Genomic DNA, 16,004 nt, shown 5'->3' on the forward strand with positions numbered 1-16,004 from the left:
TCAGGTCATTACTTCTTGGCGGCTGCCTTGAGCAGTTCGTCCATGAGGCCTTTGGCCGTGGGCGAGATGGCCGCGTACTCGGGGTATGCAGTCTTCTTGGCCAGGGCGACCCAGGCATCGAACTCTTGCTTGGTCATCTCCCGCGACGTGCCGCCCGCCTTCACATACGCCTCCGCCATTTTCGATGTGGCCTCGCGCTGAACCGTCAAGAAGAATGCGTCGGACTTCTCGGCCGCCTCTTCGAAGATCTTCTTCTGCTTGGGGGTGAGCTTGTCCCAAGCCTGCTTGGACATCACCAACGGCTGAAGCAGCATCCACAGGGCACTGTCGCCACCCACGGTGGCGTGCTTGGTCTGCTCGTAGAGGCGCATCGACACGAAGGTCTCGGCGGATGTGAGGGTACCCGTGAGCACACCGGACTGCAGACCGGAGTAGATCTCGGACGAGGCCATTGCTGTCACGGAGGCACCAGCCGCCTTCAGCATGGATTCAAAGGTGGGGTCGGCCGCGCGAAGCTTCTGACCTTTCACCGAGTCGGGACCCGTCACAGGGCCAGACTTCGTGGCAAAGCCGCCTGGCGTCCACCACCAGGTGATGATGCGAAAGCCGTTCTTCTCGGAGAGGTCTTGCATCTTCTTGTAATAGCCGGTCTTCTTGAGTTCCATCGCGAAGTCGAGGTTCGGAATGGTGCCCGGCAGAATCACGGCCGAGAATTCCTTGGCCTTGCCCACGGCATAGGACATGGGGAAGATCGACATCTCGAGGGTGCCGTTCTGGAGTGCATCGAGCTGGGCGACCGGCTTGATGCCAAGCGACTGGGCGGGGTAGATGCGGAATTTGATGTAGGGATCGGCCTTCTCAACCTCTTGCACAAACAGCCGTGCAGCACGGTCGCGGCCATCGACGTTGGCCTTCCACTGGTGAGAGATCTTGATCTCCATGGCCTGGGCCTGAAGGCTGACGCCAGACAGACCCATGGCGGCTGCGAGGCCAACCAGGGCGAAAGGCCTTGCAACGGATTTAAACAATTGCTTCATGCGGAGTCTCCTTGTTTTTCTGGGGTCTTGAGCCCCTGATCATCTCGAACCTTTTGGCGCAGCGCATCAGGGAAACCCCTTCCTCGCGCGGATCCAGTCTCTCAGAATCAGCCACGACCAACAAATGGCATGTTCGTCGCAAGAATGGTCATGCTCTGAATATTTGCGGACAAGGGCAACGCCGCCATGTGCCGCACCGCCTCGGCCACATGAGACATGTCCATGAGCGGCTCGGCCTTGCGCGTGCCGTCGGCCTGCAAGGCGCCCGCTCCAAATCCCGAGGTCATCTCGGATGCGGCATTTCCAATGTCGATCTGCGAGCAGGCAATCGAGAAGGCCCGACCATCGAGCGAGAGCTGCTTGGTCAGGCCAGTGATGGCGTGCTTGGTGGTGGTATAGCCCACCGACTGAGGGCGCGGAGCATGGGCAGAGATGGATCCGTTGTTAATGATGCGCCCCCCTTGAGGCGACTGTCGACGCATCTGGCCAAAGGCGGCGCGCGCGCAATAAAAGGCGCCGTGCAGGTTCACATTCACCGACTGCTGCCAGGCCTCAATGGGCATCTCATCGATCAATGCGCCGGGCGGGAAAATACCCGCATTGTTAAAGAGCAGGTCGAGCCGGCCGTGCTGGGCGACCACCGCTGCAAAGAGCCTTTCGACATCAGCCGGCACCGAGACATCGGCGCTCACCACCGACGCCTTGGGGTGGGCCTGCGCGGTGTCGACCAACGGGGCCTCGCGCCGACCGGTGAGCACCACCGACCAGCCGTCCTCCAAGAGGGCTCGCGCGCAGGCGCGTCCGATGCCACTGCCCGCGCCCGTCACCAGGGCAATTCCGCGACTGTGTTGAGTCATGATTTACTGATCCCTTTCTTCACTTTTTTACGCAACATGACGACCCACGCACCATACGCCATCCTCTACCTGCATGGCTTTCGAAGTTCTCCCGCCTCGAGCAAGGCCGTGCAACTCAGCTCCTGGCTGGCCGAAAAGGGCGTGCCCTACGCCTGCCCAGCGCTCGACATTCATCCCAGGCGCGCCATGGCGCAAGCCCTCGAGGCCGTCGAGGCGGTCCGCGCCAGGGGCCAGCGGCCAAGGCTCATCGGCAGCTCCTTGGGTGGCTTCTACGCCAGTTGCCTCATGGAAACGCACCCGGCTCGCGAGGAATTCAAAACCTGTCTGATCAATCCGGCCTGCTACCCCGGCCGTGACCTGGCCGGTCAGGTTGGGCGGCACAAGGCTTGGCACAGCGATGACTGGCTCGAGTTCACGGCCGATGACGTGACCGATCTCACCGACATGGCCGTGGCCTTGAGCAGCCCAGAGCGTTATCTGCTCGTGGCCGCCACCGGCGACGAACTTCTGGACTGGCGCGAAATGGTGGACCACTACCCCGGCGCCCAGCATCGCGTCGTTCAAGGCTCGGACCATGGCCTCTCAGACTTCGCCGACCACTGGCCCTGCATTCAGGATTTCCTGCTGAGCGACTAGGCCTTGGGAAAGGGCACACGCCGCAGCAGCACCAGGCCCACCACAAAGAAGAGGCCCGTCACCAGAATGGCCAGCCGATGGTCATTCCCAGTGAGCCAGGTGGTGAGACCATAGGCCAGAGGGCCCATCACCGCCGCAAGGTTCACCGCCACACCCCAGTCGCCAAAGGCCTCGGCCTGGTGGTCGCGTGGTGAGAGTGCGCCCACCACCGCACGGGCACCGCTCTGCGTGGCGCCCATCGCCAGGCCCGCCAGATTCGCAGCCACCCAGAAGTGGGCCTCGGTCTCACCAAAGGCTGCAACCAGCACCATGACGATCCAGAGCACGAGGGCTCCGGAGAGGCTGCGCCGATGGCCCAACCGGTCTTGGAGCCAGCCAAAGGCGGCCGCCCCAATGCTGGCCGTGATGTTGACCACCAGCAGCAGTGCGATGGTCTGGGCCATGCCAAAGCCCATGGCCTGCTGTGCATAAATGGCCGCCAAGGTGATCACCGCCGACACCCCAGACTGGTAAAACACCACGGCCCATAAAAACTGCCGAAGGGCGCGGCCATGCGCGCCATGTCCCGAGGGATCCACTTGGGCATGCCTGCCGCGAAGCAAACGGCCCCAGGCACCTCGCCAGTCCACCTGCGCCGCCGGCTCACGCTCCTTGAGCACGGCCAAGGCTGGCAGGCCCACCAGCCAGAAGACCAGGGCCGTGATGGCCAACGACCCCGCCATGAGGTCCTGGGCCGTGGGCTGCCCCACGACACCCTGGGCCACCGAAGAGACCCAGACCAAGGAGAGCCCCAGGGTGAGCAGGCCCCCGAGATACCCCCAGGCCCACCCCCATCCCGAGAGTCGGCCAAGTGCGCCCGGGCCCGCCAGGCTGCGCATAAAACCCGCACTCAGGTCTTGGTGGGTGGCATAGGCCACATTCGAGACCAGCAGCAAGGCCGCCGCGAGCCAAAGGTCGCCCGGCCCGCATTGGGTCAGGCCCAGGGTGGCGGCGCCACAGAGCAGGGTGGCCACCAGCAGCAGAGGCCGCTTGGCACGGTGGGCATCGGCATAGGCCCCAAGAAAGGGGGCACTGAACATGACCACGAGGTAACTGGCCGAGAGCACCAAAGTCCAGACCAGTGTGGCATGGGCCACGTCATCCATCACCACGGAGACAAAGTAGGCGTTAAAGACAGCGGTGAGCACGACCGTGGTGTAGCCAGAATTGGCGAAATCCAGGCTGGCCCAGGCGAAAACCTCTCGCCGGGTCACGGGTGGATCAGGCAGAATGCTTGATTGCGAGTTCATCCTGGCGTGCTCTTCTCTAAGTGTGAACAAATAAGCGTGAACAACAAGCGTTGACCACCAAACTCTACATCCGCACCTTCGGGTGCCAAATGAACGAATACGACTCGGCCAAAATGGCCGACGTGCTGGCGGCTGCCGAGGGGTTGGAGCCCACTGACACGCCGGAAGACGCCGATGTCATCCTGTTCAATACCTGCTCGGTGCGCGAAAAAGCCCAAGAGAAAGTCTTCTCCGACCTCGGCCGGGCCCGAGACCTCAAGAAGCGCAAGCCCGGACTGATCATCGGCGTGGGGGGTTGCGTGGCCAGCCAAGAGGGCGAGTCGATCGTTCGCCGTGCACCCTACGTCGACCTGGTCTTTGGCCCCCAGACCCTGCATCGCCTGCCAGACCTCATCGCGGCCCGGCGCGCCTCTGGTCGGCCCCAGGTCGACATCTCTTTTCCCGAGATTGAAAAGTTCGACAACCTGCCGCCTGCCCGCATCGAGGGCCCCTGCGCATTTGTCTCCATCATGGAGGGCTGCAGCAAGTACTGCAGCTTCTGCGTGGTGCCCTACACCCGGGGCACGGAGGTCTCCAGGCCCACGGTGGATGTGCTCGCAGAGGTGGCCGAGCTCGCAGCGCAGGGCGTGAAAGAGGTCACGCTGCTGGGCCAAAACGTGAACGCCTTTCTCGACCACCAGGCCAAAATCGACTTCACCGGCCTGCTCGAACTCGTCAGTGAGATCGACGGCATTGAGCGCATCCGCTTCACCACCTCCCACCCCAAGGAATTCAGTCCGCGTCTCATCGAGGCCTTCGGCCGACTGCCAAAGCTCGCAGACCATGTGCACCTGCCGGTGCAGTCGGGCAGCGACCGCATCCTTGCGGCCATGAAGCGGGGCTACACCGCCCTGGAGTACAAGAGCATCATTCGGCGACTGCGGGCAGTGCGGCCTGGCCTGGCCTTGTCCACCGACTTCATCGTGGGCTTTCCCGGCGAGACCGAGGACGACTTCCAGGCGAGCATGGCCCTCATCGCCGCCTGCGGCTTTGAGAGCGCCTACTCCTTCATCTACAGCCCAAGGCCCGGCACACCCGCGGCCGACCTTGCAGACGACACGCCGGCAGCCGAGAAGCTCACCCGCCTGCAAACGCTTCAGGCCGCCATCGACCAGAACGGCCAGGCCCTTCAGGCCGCCATGGTGGGCACGCAACAGCAGGTGCTCATCGAGGGGCCTGCCAAGAAGAATCCATCGGAGTGGATGGGCCGCACCCCCAACAACCTGGTGGTGAACATCGAGGGGCATTCGCGGCTGGTGGGCCAGATCATCCCGGTGCAAATCACCCAGGCCTATGCCCACAGCCTTCGGGGCCAGGCCCTCTGATGCCCAGGCCCAGCATCAGCAAGCGTCGTCTAAGCCTGCTCGAGGGAGACAACACCCAGCTGGCCAACCTCTGTGGCCCCATGGAACAAAACCTTCGCAGCATCGAGACCAGCCTGGACATCACCATCCGTCGGCGGGGCACGGTCTTTGAGATCAGTGGCACCGATGCCCCGAGTGTCGAGGCTGGCACCAGCCTGCTCGAGCGGCTGGCCCAGCAGGCGGAGCAGCCACTGGCCATCAAGGATGTGCAGCTGGCCGTGGTCGAACAACGTCGGCCCAGCCTGGCCGCCGCCGACGAGGACAGCCACGAGGCTGGTGTCCCCATGCTTCGCACCCGCAAGCACGACCTGCGGGGCCGAACGCCCACACAGCGGGCCTACCTGCAGGCCATTCAGTCCAACGACATCAGCTTTGGGCTTGGGCCAGCCGGCACCGGCAAGACTTTTCTCGCCGTGGCCTGCGCCGTCGATGCCCTGGAGCGCGACCTCGTTCAGCGGCTCATTCTCACGCGCCCTGCTGTGGAGGCGGGCGAGCGGCTCGGCTTTCTGCCTGGCGACCTCTCCCAAAAAGTAGACCCCTACCTGCGCCCCCTCTACGACGCCCTCTACGACCTCATGGGCCTGGACCGTGTCACCAAGCTCTTCGACCGACAAGTCATTGAAGTGGCGCCACTCGCCTACATGCGTGGCCGCACGCTCAACCATGCCTTTGTCATTCTCGATGAGGCGCAGAACACCACCTGCGAGCAGATGAAGATGTTCCTCACGCGCATTGGGTTTGGCAGCAAGGCCGTGATCACCGGAGACCCCTCGCAGGTGGACCTCCCCAAGGCCCAGGCCAGTGGCCTGGTCGATGCACAGCGGGTCTTGTCTGATGTGCGCGGCATTTCATTCACACAATTCAGCAGTCGGGATGTGGTCCGGCATCCCCTGGTGGCCCGCATCGTAGAGGCCTATGACGCCGCGTCTTAGGCTGCACCTCACCGACCCCGACAGCCTTCCACTCTCGCGGCCTCGCATTCGCAGACTGCTGCTCGCAAGCCTCGATGCCACCTGCCAGAGCGCCGAGATCACCGTGGCCACCGTCGGCCGAGCCCAAGGCCGCCAGCTCAATCGGGACTACCGTGGCCAAGACCACGCCACCAACATCCTCACCTTTGCGCTCGAGCCCCTGCCCCACCTGCAGGCCGACCTGGTCCTCTGCATGCCCGTGGTTGTCGAGGAGGCCAAGCAGCAGGGCAAGCCCTTGGTGCATCACCTGGCCCACCTGCTCGTGCATGGTGCGCTGCACGCCTGTGGACTCGATCACCAGGCCGATGATGAGGCCGAGGACATGGAGGCCTTGGAGCGCCGCATTCTGATGCGGTTTCGGATTCCAGACCCCTATGGCACACTGTTGCCTGTTGCAACTTCCCATGCCCCTGCATGAACGAACCAGACCCTAGGCCCTCGGGCCTGAGTCAATTTTTCAAGCGCCTGGTCGATCGCCTCCTGAGGCGAACCGATGAAAAAGAAGAGCTTCTCGAGCAACTCCGAGAGGCCGAGGCCCACGATGTCATCGATGCCGATGCCGTCTCCATGATGGAGGGCGTGCTGCAGGTCTCCGACCTGTCTGTTCGCGACCTCATGGTGCCGCGGGCCCAGATGGATGTCATCGACATCAACGACAGCCTTGACGACATCATTGCCCTTGTCATCGAGCGGGCCCACTCTCGCTTTCCTGTCACCGATGGCAAGAAGGACAACGTCATCGGCGTGCTGCTGGCCAAGGACCTGCTCAAGGTCTTGGCCGAAGAGAGCCGCGACCTGCGAGGCCTGCTGCGGCCAGCGGTCTATGTGCCGGAATCCAAGCGTCTCAATGTCATGCTGCGAGACTTCCGGCTCAACCGAAATCACATTGCCATCGTGGTCGATGAATATGGCGGTGTGGCGGGGCTCATCACCATCGAGGATGTCCTCGAACAGATTGTTGGCGACATCGAAGACGAACACGACATCGATGAGGACGAGGACAACATCGTCGCCCTGCCACATGAGTCGGGCCAATTCCGCGTCAAGGCCATCACCAGCCTCGAGCAATTCAATGAATTCTTCGAGCTGCAACTCGAGAGCGAGCAGTCCGACACCATCGGCGGCCTGGTCACCGACCACCTCGGCCGTGTGCCACACAAGGGCGAGACCATTCTGATCCACGGCCTCTCCTTTGACATTCAACGGGCAGATGCCCGAACCGTGCAGGTGATGCTGGTCAAGCGGTCCACAGACGAATCGACCGACTCGGACAATGGATCAGACCCTGCTGGGCTGGCTCACTAGCCTCTCCTCTCTGTTGGTCCTGGCCTTGCTGCTGCACCTCTGGCAGCGGCCGGAGCACTGGGGGCCAAGGCTCGGTGCAGGCCTGCTCATCCTGCTGTGCCTGCTCGGCTTTCACTGGATCTTCATCAGCCTGCACCGCTACGGGGAGATGCCGGCCGCGGTGGCGGCCATCGCCACCTTCCTGCTGGCCTTCTATGTGGCCGGCTATGGTCTTTTGGCTGGCTGGCTCATTCGAAGACACCGCCTCGCACCCTTGTCCATCGCAGGCCTCATCACCCTGCTCGAGTGGCTGCGCGGCGAACTCTTCACCGGCTTTCCGTGGCTCAACTGGGGCTACCAGCAGATCGACAGCCCGCTCTCGGGCTACGCAGCCCTGGGGGGCGTCTATGCGGTGGTGTTGGTCACCGCCCTGTGCGCCGCCTGGATTGCCCAGTGGCGCGCACTGGGCCTCATGGGGGTGGCGGGCCTGCACCTGCTGGGGGTCTACCTGGGCACCCTGACCCACACCAGCCCCGAGGGCCAGCCCATCCAGGTGGCCCTGGTGCAGTCGGCCGTGCCCCAGCAAATGAAGTTCGACCCGGCCCACTCGGCGCAGCTGGAGGCTGCCCAACTGCAGATGGCCCTGGAGGCCAGCCGCACCGGCAGCGCGCTGGTGGTGCTGCCCGAGACAGCCTTCATTCGGCCCTGGTCTGCCCTCTCGGCCGAGACCCGGCTTCGGCTCCGAGAGATCTCGGTCTCCAGTGGCAGTGTGATCATCCTCGGGCTTCCGCTGCAAGACCCCGACGGCTGGCGCAACAGTGCCATTGGCCTCTATCCCGGCGCCGGCCTTCGACTCGATGGCTTTGAGGCGCGCTACGACAAGGCCCACCTGGTGCCCTTTGGTGAGTTCATTCCCTGGGGCTTCCGATGGTTTGTCGACCTCATGAAGATGCCCCTGGGTGACTTCACACGCGGACTGCCGGTTCAGGCCCCCATGCCGGTGGAAGGCCAGCGCATCGGCGTGAACATTTGCTTCGAAGACCTCTTTGGCGAGGAGATCATTGGGCCGCTGGATCCGCGCATTCCAGCCGAGCGCCAGCCCACCATCCTGCTCAACATGAGCAACCTGGCCTGGTTCGGCAACACCAACGCCCTGCCGCAGCACCTGGCCATTGCACGCATGCGAAGCCTTGAGACCGGGCGGCCCAGCATCCGAGCCACCAACACCGGCATGACGGCCGCCATCGATCATCGCGGTCGGGTGCAGGAGGTCTTGCCACCCATGGCCCCAGGCGTGCTGGTGGCCCGCGTGCAGGGCATGACCGGCCAGACCCCCTACAGCCGGGTGGGCAACCTGCCTGTGGTGCTGCTGGCTGCAGCCCTTTTGCTTTTGGGCTTGCGGGTGAGAAGCACCGCTAAAATGCGGCCATGAAGACCTTTCAAGATGTCATCCTGACCCTGCAGGCCTACTGGGCCAACCAGGGCTGCGCCCTGCTCCAGCCCATCGACCTCGAGGTTGGTGCGGGCACATCCCACACCGCCACGTTCTTAAGGGCGCTGGGGCCCGAGCCCTGGCGTGCGGCCTATGTGCAGCCATCGCGGCGGCCCAAGGATGGCCGCTACGGCGAGAACCCCAACCGCCTGCAGCACTACTACCAGTTTCAGGTGGTGCTCAAGCCCTCTCCTGCAGACATCCTCGAGCTCTACCTTGACTCGCTGCGCGCACTCGGCATCGACCCCAACACCCATGACATTCGCTTTGTCGAGGACGACTGGGAGAACCCCACGCTGGGGGCCTGGGGCCTGGGCTGGGAGGTCTGGCTCAATGGCATGGAGGTCACGCAGTTCACCTACTTCCAGCAGGTCGGTGGCATCGACTGCAGCCCTATCACGGGCGAGATCACCTACGGCCTGGAGCGGCTGGCCATGTACCTGCAGGGGGTCGAGAACGTCTACGACCTCACCTGGACGCAATGGCAGCAAGAGGGCCGCAGCCGCCGCATCAGCTATGGCGATGTCTACCACCAGAACGAGGTGGAGCAGTCGCGCTACAACTTCGAGGCCAGCAATGCGGCCGTGCTGCTCAGCCGGTTCGGCGAGCACGAGGCCGATGCCGCGCGCCTGCTCGAAGAAGGCCTGCCCTTGCCCGCCTATGAGCAAATTCTCAAGGCCGCCCACAGCTTCAATCTGCTCGATGCCCGCGGTGCCATCTCGGTGACCGAACGAGCGCAGTATATCGCCCGCATTCGCAACCTCTCTCGACAGGTTGCGCAGGCCTATGTCACCTCCCGAGAGCAACTGGGCTTTCCCATGTGCGAGGCCCCGTCGGCCAAGGCCGCCTGATCATGCCCACCGCCTCCACCACCCCCAGTCCGCGGCCTCTGCTGGTCGAACTCTTCACCGAGGAACTCCCTCCCAAGGCCCTGCGCGCGCTGGGAGACGCCTTCTCTCAGGGCATGCACCAGCAACTCATGAAGGCAGGGCTCTTATCCACCGACTGCACCGTGCGGGGCTTTGCAAGCCCCCGACGCCTGGGGGTGCTGCTCACGCAGGTGATCGACCAGGGCCTCACGCAGGCACGGCGCGAGAAGCTGCTGCCCGTGGGCATTGGGCTGGATGCGCAAGGCCAGCCGCTGCCCCCGCTCACGAAGAAACTTGCATCGTTCGGGCTCACGCTCGGAGAGAACCTCACGCTTGCAGACCTTCAAAGAGAACACGACGGCAAACAAGAGGTGCTCTGGGTCGACACCCAGGTGGCCGGGGCCCGGCTGCTCGAGGCCGCCCAGTCGGCACTCGAGGCCAGCATCGCAGGCCTGCCCATCCCCAAGCTCATGCGCTACCCGCGGCCCGGTCAGACCCAGGAGGAGGTTCGCTTCGTGCGCCCGGCCCACCGCCTGATGGCCCTCCATGGCGATGCGGTGCTTCCAATTCATGCCTTGGGCCTGCAGGCCGATCGCCTGACCGAGGGCCATCGGTTTCACTGCGATGGCCCGTTGTCTGTTGCATCCGCCGATGCCTATGAAGCCCTGCTTGAGCGCGAGGGGCATGTGGTGCCGAACTTCGAGGCTCGCCGTCAACGGCTCACCGAGGGCCTGAAGGCCGCTGCCGGAGGCGACACGGTGATCATGCCCGATGCCCTCATTGACGAGGTCAACAGCCTGGTGGAGTGGCCCGTGGTCTTGCAGGCGGAATTCGACAAAGCCTTTCTGTCGGTGCCGCAGGAGTGCCTCATCCTCACCATGCAGCAGAATCAGAAGTACTTCGCCTGCACGGGGCCCGATGGCCGGCTGCTGCACCGGTTCTTGCTGGTCTCGAACCTCGCCTCCAAAGACCCCGCCGTGGTCCGGCAGGGCAACGAGCGGGTGCTGCGTGCCCGGCTCTCCGATGCAAAGTTCTTCTTCGATCAAGACCGCAAGCGTCCGCTAGAAGCCCGGCTCGCCGGCCTCTCGCAGGTGGTCTATCACAACAAGATTGGCAGCCAGGCCGAACGGGTCGCGCGACTCTGCACCCTCGCAGGCCAATGGGCCGAGGCAGTGGGGGCTGCACCACAGGCCGCCAGGCGGGCCGCAAAGCTCGCCAAGGCCGACCTGCTCACCGACATGGTCGGCGAGTTCCCAGAGCTGCAGGGTGTGATTGGCCGCTACTACGCGCAGCACGATGGAGAGCCCGAGGCCATCGCCGATGCCATCGAGGGGCACTATCACCCGCGCTTTGCCGGCGACAGCCTGCCCGGCAATGCCGAGGGCCTGGCCGTGGCCCTGGCCGACAAGCTCGAAACCATCGTGGGCATCTGGGGCATTGGCCTGCTGCCCACCGGAGAGAAAGACCCCTTTGCCCTTCGGCGGGCAGCCCTTGGTGTGGTGCGTATTCTCGTGGAAGCCCGTGTGCCCGCTTCGCTGTCGCAGCTGCTGCAAGACACAGCAGCAGCCTTTGGGCCGGCAGCACCACCCGCCGAGACACTCGCTGACATTGCGGCCTTCATCACGGATCGAGCCCGTGGCTACCTGCGTGACCAAGGCTTTGATGCGGCCGCCATTGAGGCGGTGCTCGCCGAGTGCCCCAACCAGCTCGACCAGTGGTGCCCCAGGCTCGAGGCGCTGGCCCTGTTCATGAAGAGCCCCGCCGCACCGGCGCTCGCCGCAGCCAACAAGCGCATTGGCAATATTCTGAAGAAGGCGCCTGCTGCCCACCGTGCACTCGAGGAGGGCCGCCTGATCGAGCCCGCCGAGCAGCAACTGGCCAAGGCGCTTGCCCAGACCGGGCCTGCTGCTGCTGCCCACACCCTCGCAGGTCGTTATGCCGATGCCCTGGAGGGCCTGGCAGTTCTCAAGCAGCCCGTAGATGATTTCTTCGACAAGGTCATGGTCAATGCCGAAGACCCCGCTGTGCGCGAGAACCGGCTGGCCTTGCTCTCGGCCCTGCATCGGGCCATGAACCAGGTGGCAGACCTCTCACGGCTGGCCACATGACCGAACGCCAGGCTGCATCGACCCCACCCCTGGTCATCCTCGACCGCGACGGCGTCATCAATCACGACTCCGACGACCACATCAAGAGCCCCGATGAATGGCAGCCCATCGCAGGCAGCCTGGAGGCCATCACGCAGCTCCACCACGAGGGCTGGCGCATTTTCGTGGCCACCAATCAATCGGGCCTCGCCCGTGGTCTCTTCGACCTCTCCATGCTTCACCGGATTCACCAGAAAATGCGCGAAGGCCTCTCAGAGATGGGCAGCCAGGTGGACGGCATTTTCTTCTGCCCGCATGGGCCGGATGCGGGCTGTCGTTGCCGCAAGCCCGCCACGGGCCTGCTCGAAGACATCGCTGCGCGGCTCGACCAGTCCCTCGCGGGCGTGCCCCTCATCGGCGACTCGCATCGCGACCTGGCGGCCGCCGCTGCCGTGGGTGCGCGTCCCATGCTGGTGCTCACAGGCAAAGGCCATGGCACGCTGTCGGCCCACCAGAGCGGTGCAAAGGCGCTGCCTCCAGGCACCCATGTCTTCGAAGACCTCGCCCATGCGGTGTCGCACCTGCTCCACCAGACCCCTGCCCTGCCTGGCCCATGAGGCTTCTGCGGTCGTTCGTCTTTGGCCTCTTCCAGGCGGCAAGCCTGCTGGTCTGGGGCAGCCTCTTTCTGCTGCTGGCGCCTTTTTTATCCGATCACGCACGCTACCGACTGGCCATGCGGTGGCCGGGCATGGTGATCTGGGCTGCACGCCGGCTGCTCGGCATTCAGTGGCGCCTCGAGGGCCAAGAGCACCTCGAGGCGGCGCGTGGCCAGCCCATGATCGTCTGCTCCAAGCACCAGTCGGCCTGGGAGACCCTCTTTCTTCCGAGCCACATGCCGGTGCCGCTCTGCTTTGTCTTTAAGAAGGAACTCTTGAAGATCCCCTTTTTCGGCTGGAGCATTGCACTTTTGCCGATGATTCATGTCGACCGCGCGCAAGGCCGGCAGGCCTTCGAGCAGATTCAATCGCAGGCATCCCAACGGCTCGACCAAGGGTTCTGGATCACCTTCTTTCCAGAGGGCACCCGCACCCGGCCCGGTCAACGCGTGAAGTACAAAACGGGTGCTGCGCGGCTGGCCTGCAGCCTTGGCCTGCCCATCCTGCCCATCGCCCTCAATGCAGGCACCGTCTGGCCTCGCAACGCCTGGATCAAGCGGCCCGGTTGCATCACGGTGCGTGTGGGCGCGCCCATTCCCACCGACGGCCAGACCCCCGAGGCCGTCATGCAGACCGTCCAGACCTGGATCGACGAGCAGTCTGATGCACTCCATTGACATTCAAGGCGAGCAGCTGACCTGGAGCCTCACGCGCTCCAAGCGCAAGACCGTGGGCATGGTCTTCGACGCTGGCACCATCCGTGTGCGAGCCCCTCGCTGGGTCACGCTGGCCGAGATCGAGACCATCCTTCAGAGCAAGCACCGCTGGGTCAAGGCCCGGCTGCTGGAATGGCGGCATGCGGAGCAGCATCGCCTGGAGCCTGCTGAACAATGGTGCGATGGCGCCCAGGTTCAGTTCCTCGGCCAGGCCTGCTCACTGCGCCTGCTGCCCGAGATTGGCACCGTGACATGGTCGGCCCAATGTGCCGACATTCTGCTGCCCTTGTCGGCCAGTGCCTCGCCCGAGCAAGTCAAGGACATGACCCACAGCTGGATGCAGCAGCAGGCCAAGGCCATTCTGCAGGAGCGCTTAGAGACTCTGGCCGAGCGGTCCCAATGCCGGTTCACGCGGTTCTCGCTCTCCCATGCCAAGACCCGCTGGGGAAGCTGCACAGTCGATGGCCACATTCGCCTGAACTGGCGACTCATTCGCTTCAGCCTGGCGGTGATCGACTATGTGGTGGCCCACGAACTGGCCCACCTGCGCACCATGGACCACAGCCCTGGCTTCTGGGCGGAGGTCGGTGAAATCCTCCCCGGCTTTGAGGAGGGCAAGGCCCTCATCCGGCGTGCTCCACTCGAGCCGCCTTCCATACGGCCGGCCTAGATCACCAGCTGATTGGCCAGCGCCACAAACGAGGCCACCGAGACCTCCTCTGGCCGCTGCGTGGGCCGCACACCTGCGGCCTCCAGATCAAGGCGGTCTAAATAACCCAACAAGGTGTTGCGAATCATCTTGCGCCGGGTGGAGAAGGCTGCGGCCACCAGGGCCTCGTAGACGGCCCAGTCCTTCACCAGGACCTGCTCCGAGGGCAGCGGCCACATGAGCACCACGGCGGACTCCACCGCAGGTGCTGGCGAGAAGGCCGCGGGGGGCACATGCATGAGCGTGGTCATCTCGTACCGGGCCTGCAGCATCACCGACAGCCGGCCATAGCGCTTGGAGCCATGGAGGGCCACCATGCGCTCGACCACCTCCTGCTGGAGCATGAAGGTCTGGTCCAGCACACAGTGGGCCAGTGGCAGCAGCATGAAGAGAATGGGGCTCGAGATGTTGTAGGGCAGGTTGCCAACGATTCGCAGTGGCCCACCCAGTTGTGCCGACAGGGCGGCGAAGTCCACCGTGAGGACATCCTGCTCGAGCAGCGACAGGCCCTCGCCGAATCGGGCCTGCAGCATTGGGATGAGGTCACGGTCGATCTCAATGGCCGTGATGCTGCCGGCCCCCGAGACCAGGCCCGAGGTCAGTGCGCCGCGGCCGGGGCCAATCTCGACCAGCCGATCACCCGGCTGTGGGCGAACCGCCTCCAGAATGCGGGCCACCACATGACGGTCTTGAAGAAAGTTTTGGCCAAATCGCTTCTTGGCGCCGGCCTTCGTGTCAGCTGTCGTCGCGCTTGATCTCGACATAGCTGTTGGCCCGAATCTCTCGGGTCCAATCATCCACGGCGTCGGCCAGCTTGCGATCGCGCAGCGACAGACGTGCGATGAGGCGCAGGCGATCCTCGGTGAGGGGCTCCTGCTTGCGATCGAGTACTTCGATCAAGTGAAAGCCAAAGACGGTTCGAACAGGCTCGCTCACCTGCCCTCGGGCCAGGCCCAGGGCGGCCCTTTCAAACTCTGGCACCAGGTCGCCTGGGTAGGCCCAGTCGAGCTGCCCACCCTTGGCGGCCGAGCCAGGGTCTTGGGAGAAGTCTTTGGCCAGTTGCTCGAAGGCTTCCCCCAGGCCCAGGCGGCGACGCAGTTCTTGAAGCCGCCGAGTGGCCGTCTGCTCAGATGTTTGTGCGTCCACACGAATCAAGATGTGGCGCGCGCGAAAGACATCAACCACCTGGCTTCGAATGCTGCTGCGACGGTCTTCCAGTCGCAGGATGTGAAAGCCCCCGGGGCTCTGAAAGGGGCCAGTCCACTGACCCGGCTGGAGCTTCTCCACGGCCTTTAGGAAAATGGTGGGCAGCCGCTCGGCCGCGCGCCAGCCGAGGTCGCCGCCGTTGGGGCCATCGGGCGAGAGCGACAGTTCACGGGCCACCGCGGCGAAGTCCTCTCCGCCTTGGAGCCGCTGGGCCACCGCCTTGGCCTTGGCCTCAGAGTCCAACAAAATTTGCGAGACCCGCCACTCTTCAGAACGGCTCAGGCTGGCACCCTGAGCGGCCAAGAAGGCATCGATCTCTGCCTCGGAGACCGTGAGGCGGTTGTCGACCTCGCGCTCACGCAGTCGGGTGAGTAGGATCTCCTCCCGAATGTCTTGTCGAAAACGCTCGAAGGCAATTCCCTCGGACTGCAGCTGGGCCGAGAGGCCCTGAACAGACATGCCATTCTGCTCGGCAATCCGGGCAATGGCTCGGTTGAGTGTGATGTCATCCACCGACAGCCCCACCTGCGTGGCCCGCTGAAGCAGGGCCAGATCGTTGACCATGCGGTCGAGCACCTGTTCGCGGAGCCTGCTTTCCGGCGGTGCGGGCTGCTTGGCCTTGGCCATCGCCTGCCGGGCCTGGGCAAGCCTTCGCTGCACCTCAGACTCGAGAATGATCTCGTTGTTCACGACCGCCGCAACCCGCTCGAGCAAGACGGGTTGCCGGGCAGCCGGCTGGGCCATTGCAGCGCCAGTCCACAGCAGCAGACTCACTGCAGCCATCCATCGGGG

Annotated in this window: 16 protein-coding genes; 11 read left to right on the plus strand and 5 right to left on the minus strand. The window is 64.2% G+C overall.

The annotated features are described in order from the left end of the window. Positions 1–8: 8 nt before the first annotated feature. Positions 9–1,037, minus strand: a complete 1,029-nt coding sequence (locus AC8GDA_RS07425; RefSeq protein WP_506555896.1) for a TRAP transporter substrate-binding protein — start codon at positions 1,035–1,037, stop codon at positions 9–11. A 107-nt stretch (positions 1,038–1,144) separates the two neighbouring features. Continuing rightward, positions 1,145–1,894, minus strand: a complete 750-nt coding sequence (locus AC8GDA_RS07430; protein ID WP_506555897.1) for an SDR family oxidoreductase — start codon at positions 1,892–1,894, stop codon at positions 1,145–1,147. Between the two features lie 36 nt (positions 1,895–1,930). On the opposite strand from AC8GDA_RS07430, the gene AC8GDA_RS07435 reads away from it, so the two are divergent. After that, positions 1,931–2,530, plus strand: coding sequence for a YqiA/YcfP family alpha/beta fold hydrolase (locus AC8GDA_RS07435; protein WP_506555898.1), 600 nt, complete (start codon positions 1,931–1,933; stop codon positions 2,528–2,530). Here AC8GDA_RS07435 and AC8GDA_RS07440 read toward each other — a convergent pair. Next, on the minus strand, positions 2,527–3,819 hold the full coding sequence (locus tag AC8GDA_RS07440) for an MFS transporter (RefSeq protein ID WP_506555899.1): 1,293 nt from the start codon (positions 3,817–3,819) through the stop codon (positions 2,527–2,529). The two genes, AC8GDA_RS07435 and AC8GDA_RS07440, sit on opposite strands and share 4 nt — an antisense overlap. 50 nt (positions 3,820–3,869) lie before the next feature. Between AC8GDA_RS07440 and miaB the strand changes: the two genes are divergently transcribed. From miaB to AC8GDA_RS07490, 10 genes are read left to right on the plus strand one after another with little or no spacing between them, the layout of a single operon-like run. Continuing rightward, the gene (gene miaB, locus AC8GDA_RS07445; RefSeq protein ID WP_506555900.1) at positions 3,870–5,183 is read left to right on the plus strand and encodes a tRNA (N6-isopentenyl adenosine(37)-C2)-methylthiotransferase MiaB; all 1,314 of its coding nucleotides are present in this window, start codon (positions 3,870–3,872) and stop codon (positions 5,181–5,183) included. After that, positions 5,183–6,154, plus strand: coding sequence for a PhoH family protein (locus tag AC8GDA_RS07450; protein ID WP_506555901.1), 972 nt, complete (start codon positions 5,183–5,185; stop codon positions 6,152–6,154). The genes miaB and AC8GDA_RS07450 overlap by 1 nt, the downstream gene beginning before the upstream one ends. After that, the gene (gene ybeY / locus AC8GDA_RS07455; protein WP_506555902.1) at positions 6,138–6,611 is read left to right on the plus strand and encodes an rRNA maturation RNase YbeY; all 474 of its coding nucleotides are present in this window, start codon (positions 6,138–6,140) and stop codon (positions 6,609–6,611) included. Before AC8GDA_RS07450 ends, ybeY begins: the two co-directional genes overlap by 17 nt. Then, complete coding sequence (locus tag AC8GDA_RS07460; protein ID WP_506555903.1) at positions 6,608–7,498, plus strand: CorC family transporter; 891 nt, start codon at positions 6,608–6,610, stop codon at positions 7,496–7,498. The genes ybeY and AC8GDA_RS07460 overlap by 4 nt, the downstream gene beginning before the upstream one ends. Then, positions 7,467–8,909: an apolipoprotein N-acyltransferase gene (lnt, locus tag AC8GDA_RS07465; protein WP_506555904.1), complete on the plus strand. Its 1,443-nt coding sequence runs from the start codon at positions 7,467–7,469 to the stop codon at positions 8,907–8,909. The genes AC8GDA_RS07460 and lnt overlap by 32 nt, the downstream gene beginning before the upstream one ends. Further along, a complete protein-coding gene (gene glyQ / locus AC8GDA_RS07470) occupies positions 8,906–9,820 on the plus strand; it encodes a glycine--tRNA ligase subunit alpha (protein WP_506555905.1) in 915 nt (304 codons plus the stop codon). The genes lnt and glyQ overlap by 4 nt, the downstream gene beginning before the upstream one ends. A 2-nt stretch (positions 9,821–9,822) precedes the next feature. Then, complete coding sequence (glyS, locus tag AC8GDA_RS07475; protein ID WP_506555906.1) at positions 9,823–11,946, plus strand: glycine--tRNA ligase subunit beta; 2,124 nt, start codon at positions 9,823–9,825, stop codon at positions 11,944–11,946. Next, positions 11,943–12,542, plus strand: coding sequence for a D-glycero-beta-D-manno-heptose 1,7-bisphosphate 7-phosphatase (gmhB, locus tag AC8GDA_RS07480; RefSeq protein ID WP_506555907.1), 600 nt, complete (start codon positions 11,943–11,945; stop codon positions 12,540–12,542). The genes glyS and gmhB overlap by 4 nt, the downstream gene beginning before the upstream one ends. Then, on the plus strand, positions 12,539–13,258 hold the full coding sequence (locus tag AC8GDA_RS07485; protein WP_506555908.1) for a lysophospholipid acyltransferase family protein: 720 nt from the start codon (positions 12,539–12,541) through the stop codon (positions 13,256–13,258). The genes gmhB and AC8GDA_RS07485 overlap by 4 nt, the downstream gene beginning before the upstream one ends. Further along, on the plus strand, positions 13,245–13,967 hold the full coding sequence (locus AC8GDA_RS07490; RefSeq protein WP_506555909.1) for a M48 family metallopeptidase: 723 nt from the start codon (positions 13,245–13,247) through the stop codon (positions 13,965–13,967). The genes AC8GDA_RS07485 and AC8GDA_RS07490 overlap by 14 nt, the downstream gene beginning before the upstream one ends. Here the strand turns inward: AC8GDA_RS07490 and rsmA are convergent. Then, positions 13,964–14,770 (minus strand): 16S rRNA (adenine(1518)-N(6)/adenine(1519)-N(6))-dimethyltransferase RsmA, encoded by an 807-nt coding sequence (rsmA, locus tag AC8GDA_RS07495; protein WP_506555910.1) that lies wholly within the window; start codon positions 14,768–14,770, stop codon positions 13,964–13,966. The genes AC8GDA_RS07490 and rsmA overlap by 4 nt on opposite strands. After that, complete coding sequence (locus tag AC8GDA_RS07500) at positions 14,742–15,995, minus strand: peptidylprolyl isomerase (RefSeq protein WP_506555911.1); 1,254 nt, start codon at positions 15,993–15,995, stop codon at positions 14,742–14,744. Before AC8GDA_RS07500 ends, rsmA begins: the two co-directional genes overlap by 29 nt. Positions 15,996–16,004 lie beyond the last annotated feature (9 nt).

Source organism: Hahnella aquatica (SeqCode), assembly GCF_965194505.1.
Lineage (GTDB): Bacteria > Pseudomonadota > Gammaproteobacteria > Burkholderiales > Burkholderiaceae_A > Hahnella > Hahnella aquatica.

What these genes read in the sequence shown, in the direction of transcription:
- AC8GDA_RS07425 (WP_506555896.1), bottom strand. Translation starts at nt 1,037, where the DNA reads ATGAAGCAATTGTTTAAATCCGTTGCAAGGCCTTTCGCCCTGGTTGGC.
- AC8GDA_RS07430 (WP_506555897.1), bottom strand. Translation starts at nt 1,894, where the DNA reads ATGACTCAACACAGTCGCGGAATTGCCCTGGTGACGGGCGCGGGCAGT.
- AC8GDA_RS07435 (WP_506555898.1), top strand. Translation starts at nt 1,931, where the DNA reads ATGACGACCCACGCACCATACGCCATCCTCTACCTGCATGGCTTTCGA.
- AC8GDA_RS07440 (WP_506555899.1), bottom strand. Translation starts at nt 3,819, where the DNA reads ATGAACTCGCAATCAAGCATTCTGCCTGATCCACCCGTGACCCGGCGA.
- AC8GDA_RS07450 (WP_506555901.1), top strand. Translation starts at nt 5,183, where the DNA reads ATGCCCAGGCCCAGCATCAGCAAGCGTCGTCTAAGCCTGCTCGAGGGA.
- ybeY (WP_506555902.1), top strand. Translation starts at nt 6,138, where the DNA reads ATGACGCCGCGTCTTAGGCTGCACCTCACCGACCCCGACAGCCTTCCA.
- AC8GDA_RS07460 (WP_506555903.1), top strand. Translation starts at nt 6,608, where the DNA reads ATGAACGAACCAGACCCTAGGCCCTCGGGCCTGAGTCAATTTTTCAAG.
- lnt (WP_506555904.1), top strand. Translation starts at nt 7,467, where the DNA reads ATGGATCAGACCCTGCTGGGCTGGCTCACTAGCCTCTCCTCTCTGTTG.
- glyQ (WP_506555905.1), top strand. Translation starts at nt 8,906, where the DNA reads ATGAAGACCTTTCAAGATGTCATCCTGACCCTGCAGGCCTACTGGGCC.
- glyS (WP_506555906.1), top strand. Translation starts at nt 9,823, where the DNA reads ATGCCCACCGCCTCCACCACCCCCAGTCCGCGGCCTCTGCTGGTCGAA.
- gmhB (WP_506555907.1), top strand. Translation starts at nt 11,943, where the DNA reads ATGACCGAACGCCAGGCTGCATCGACCCCACCCCTGGTCATCCTCGAC.
- AC8GDA_RS07485 (WP_506555908.1), top strand. Translation starts at nt 12,539, where the DNA reads ATGAGGCTTCTGCGGTCGTTCGTCTTTGGCCTCTTCCAGGCGGCAAGC.
- AC8GDA_RS07490 (WP_506555909.1), top strand. Translation starts at nt 13,245, where the DNA reads ATGCACTCCATTGACATTCAAGGCGAGCAGCTGACCTGGAGCCTCACG.
- rsmA (WP_506555910.1), bottom strand. Translation starts at nt 14,770, where the DNA reads ATGTCGAGATCAAGCGCGACGACAGCTGACACGAAGGCCGGCGCCAAG.
- AC8GDA_RS07500 (WP_506555911.1), bottom strand. Translation starts at nt 15,995, where the DNA reads ATGGCTGCAGTGAGTCTGCTGCTGTGGACTGGCGCTGCAATGGCCCAG.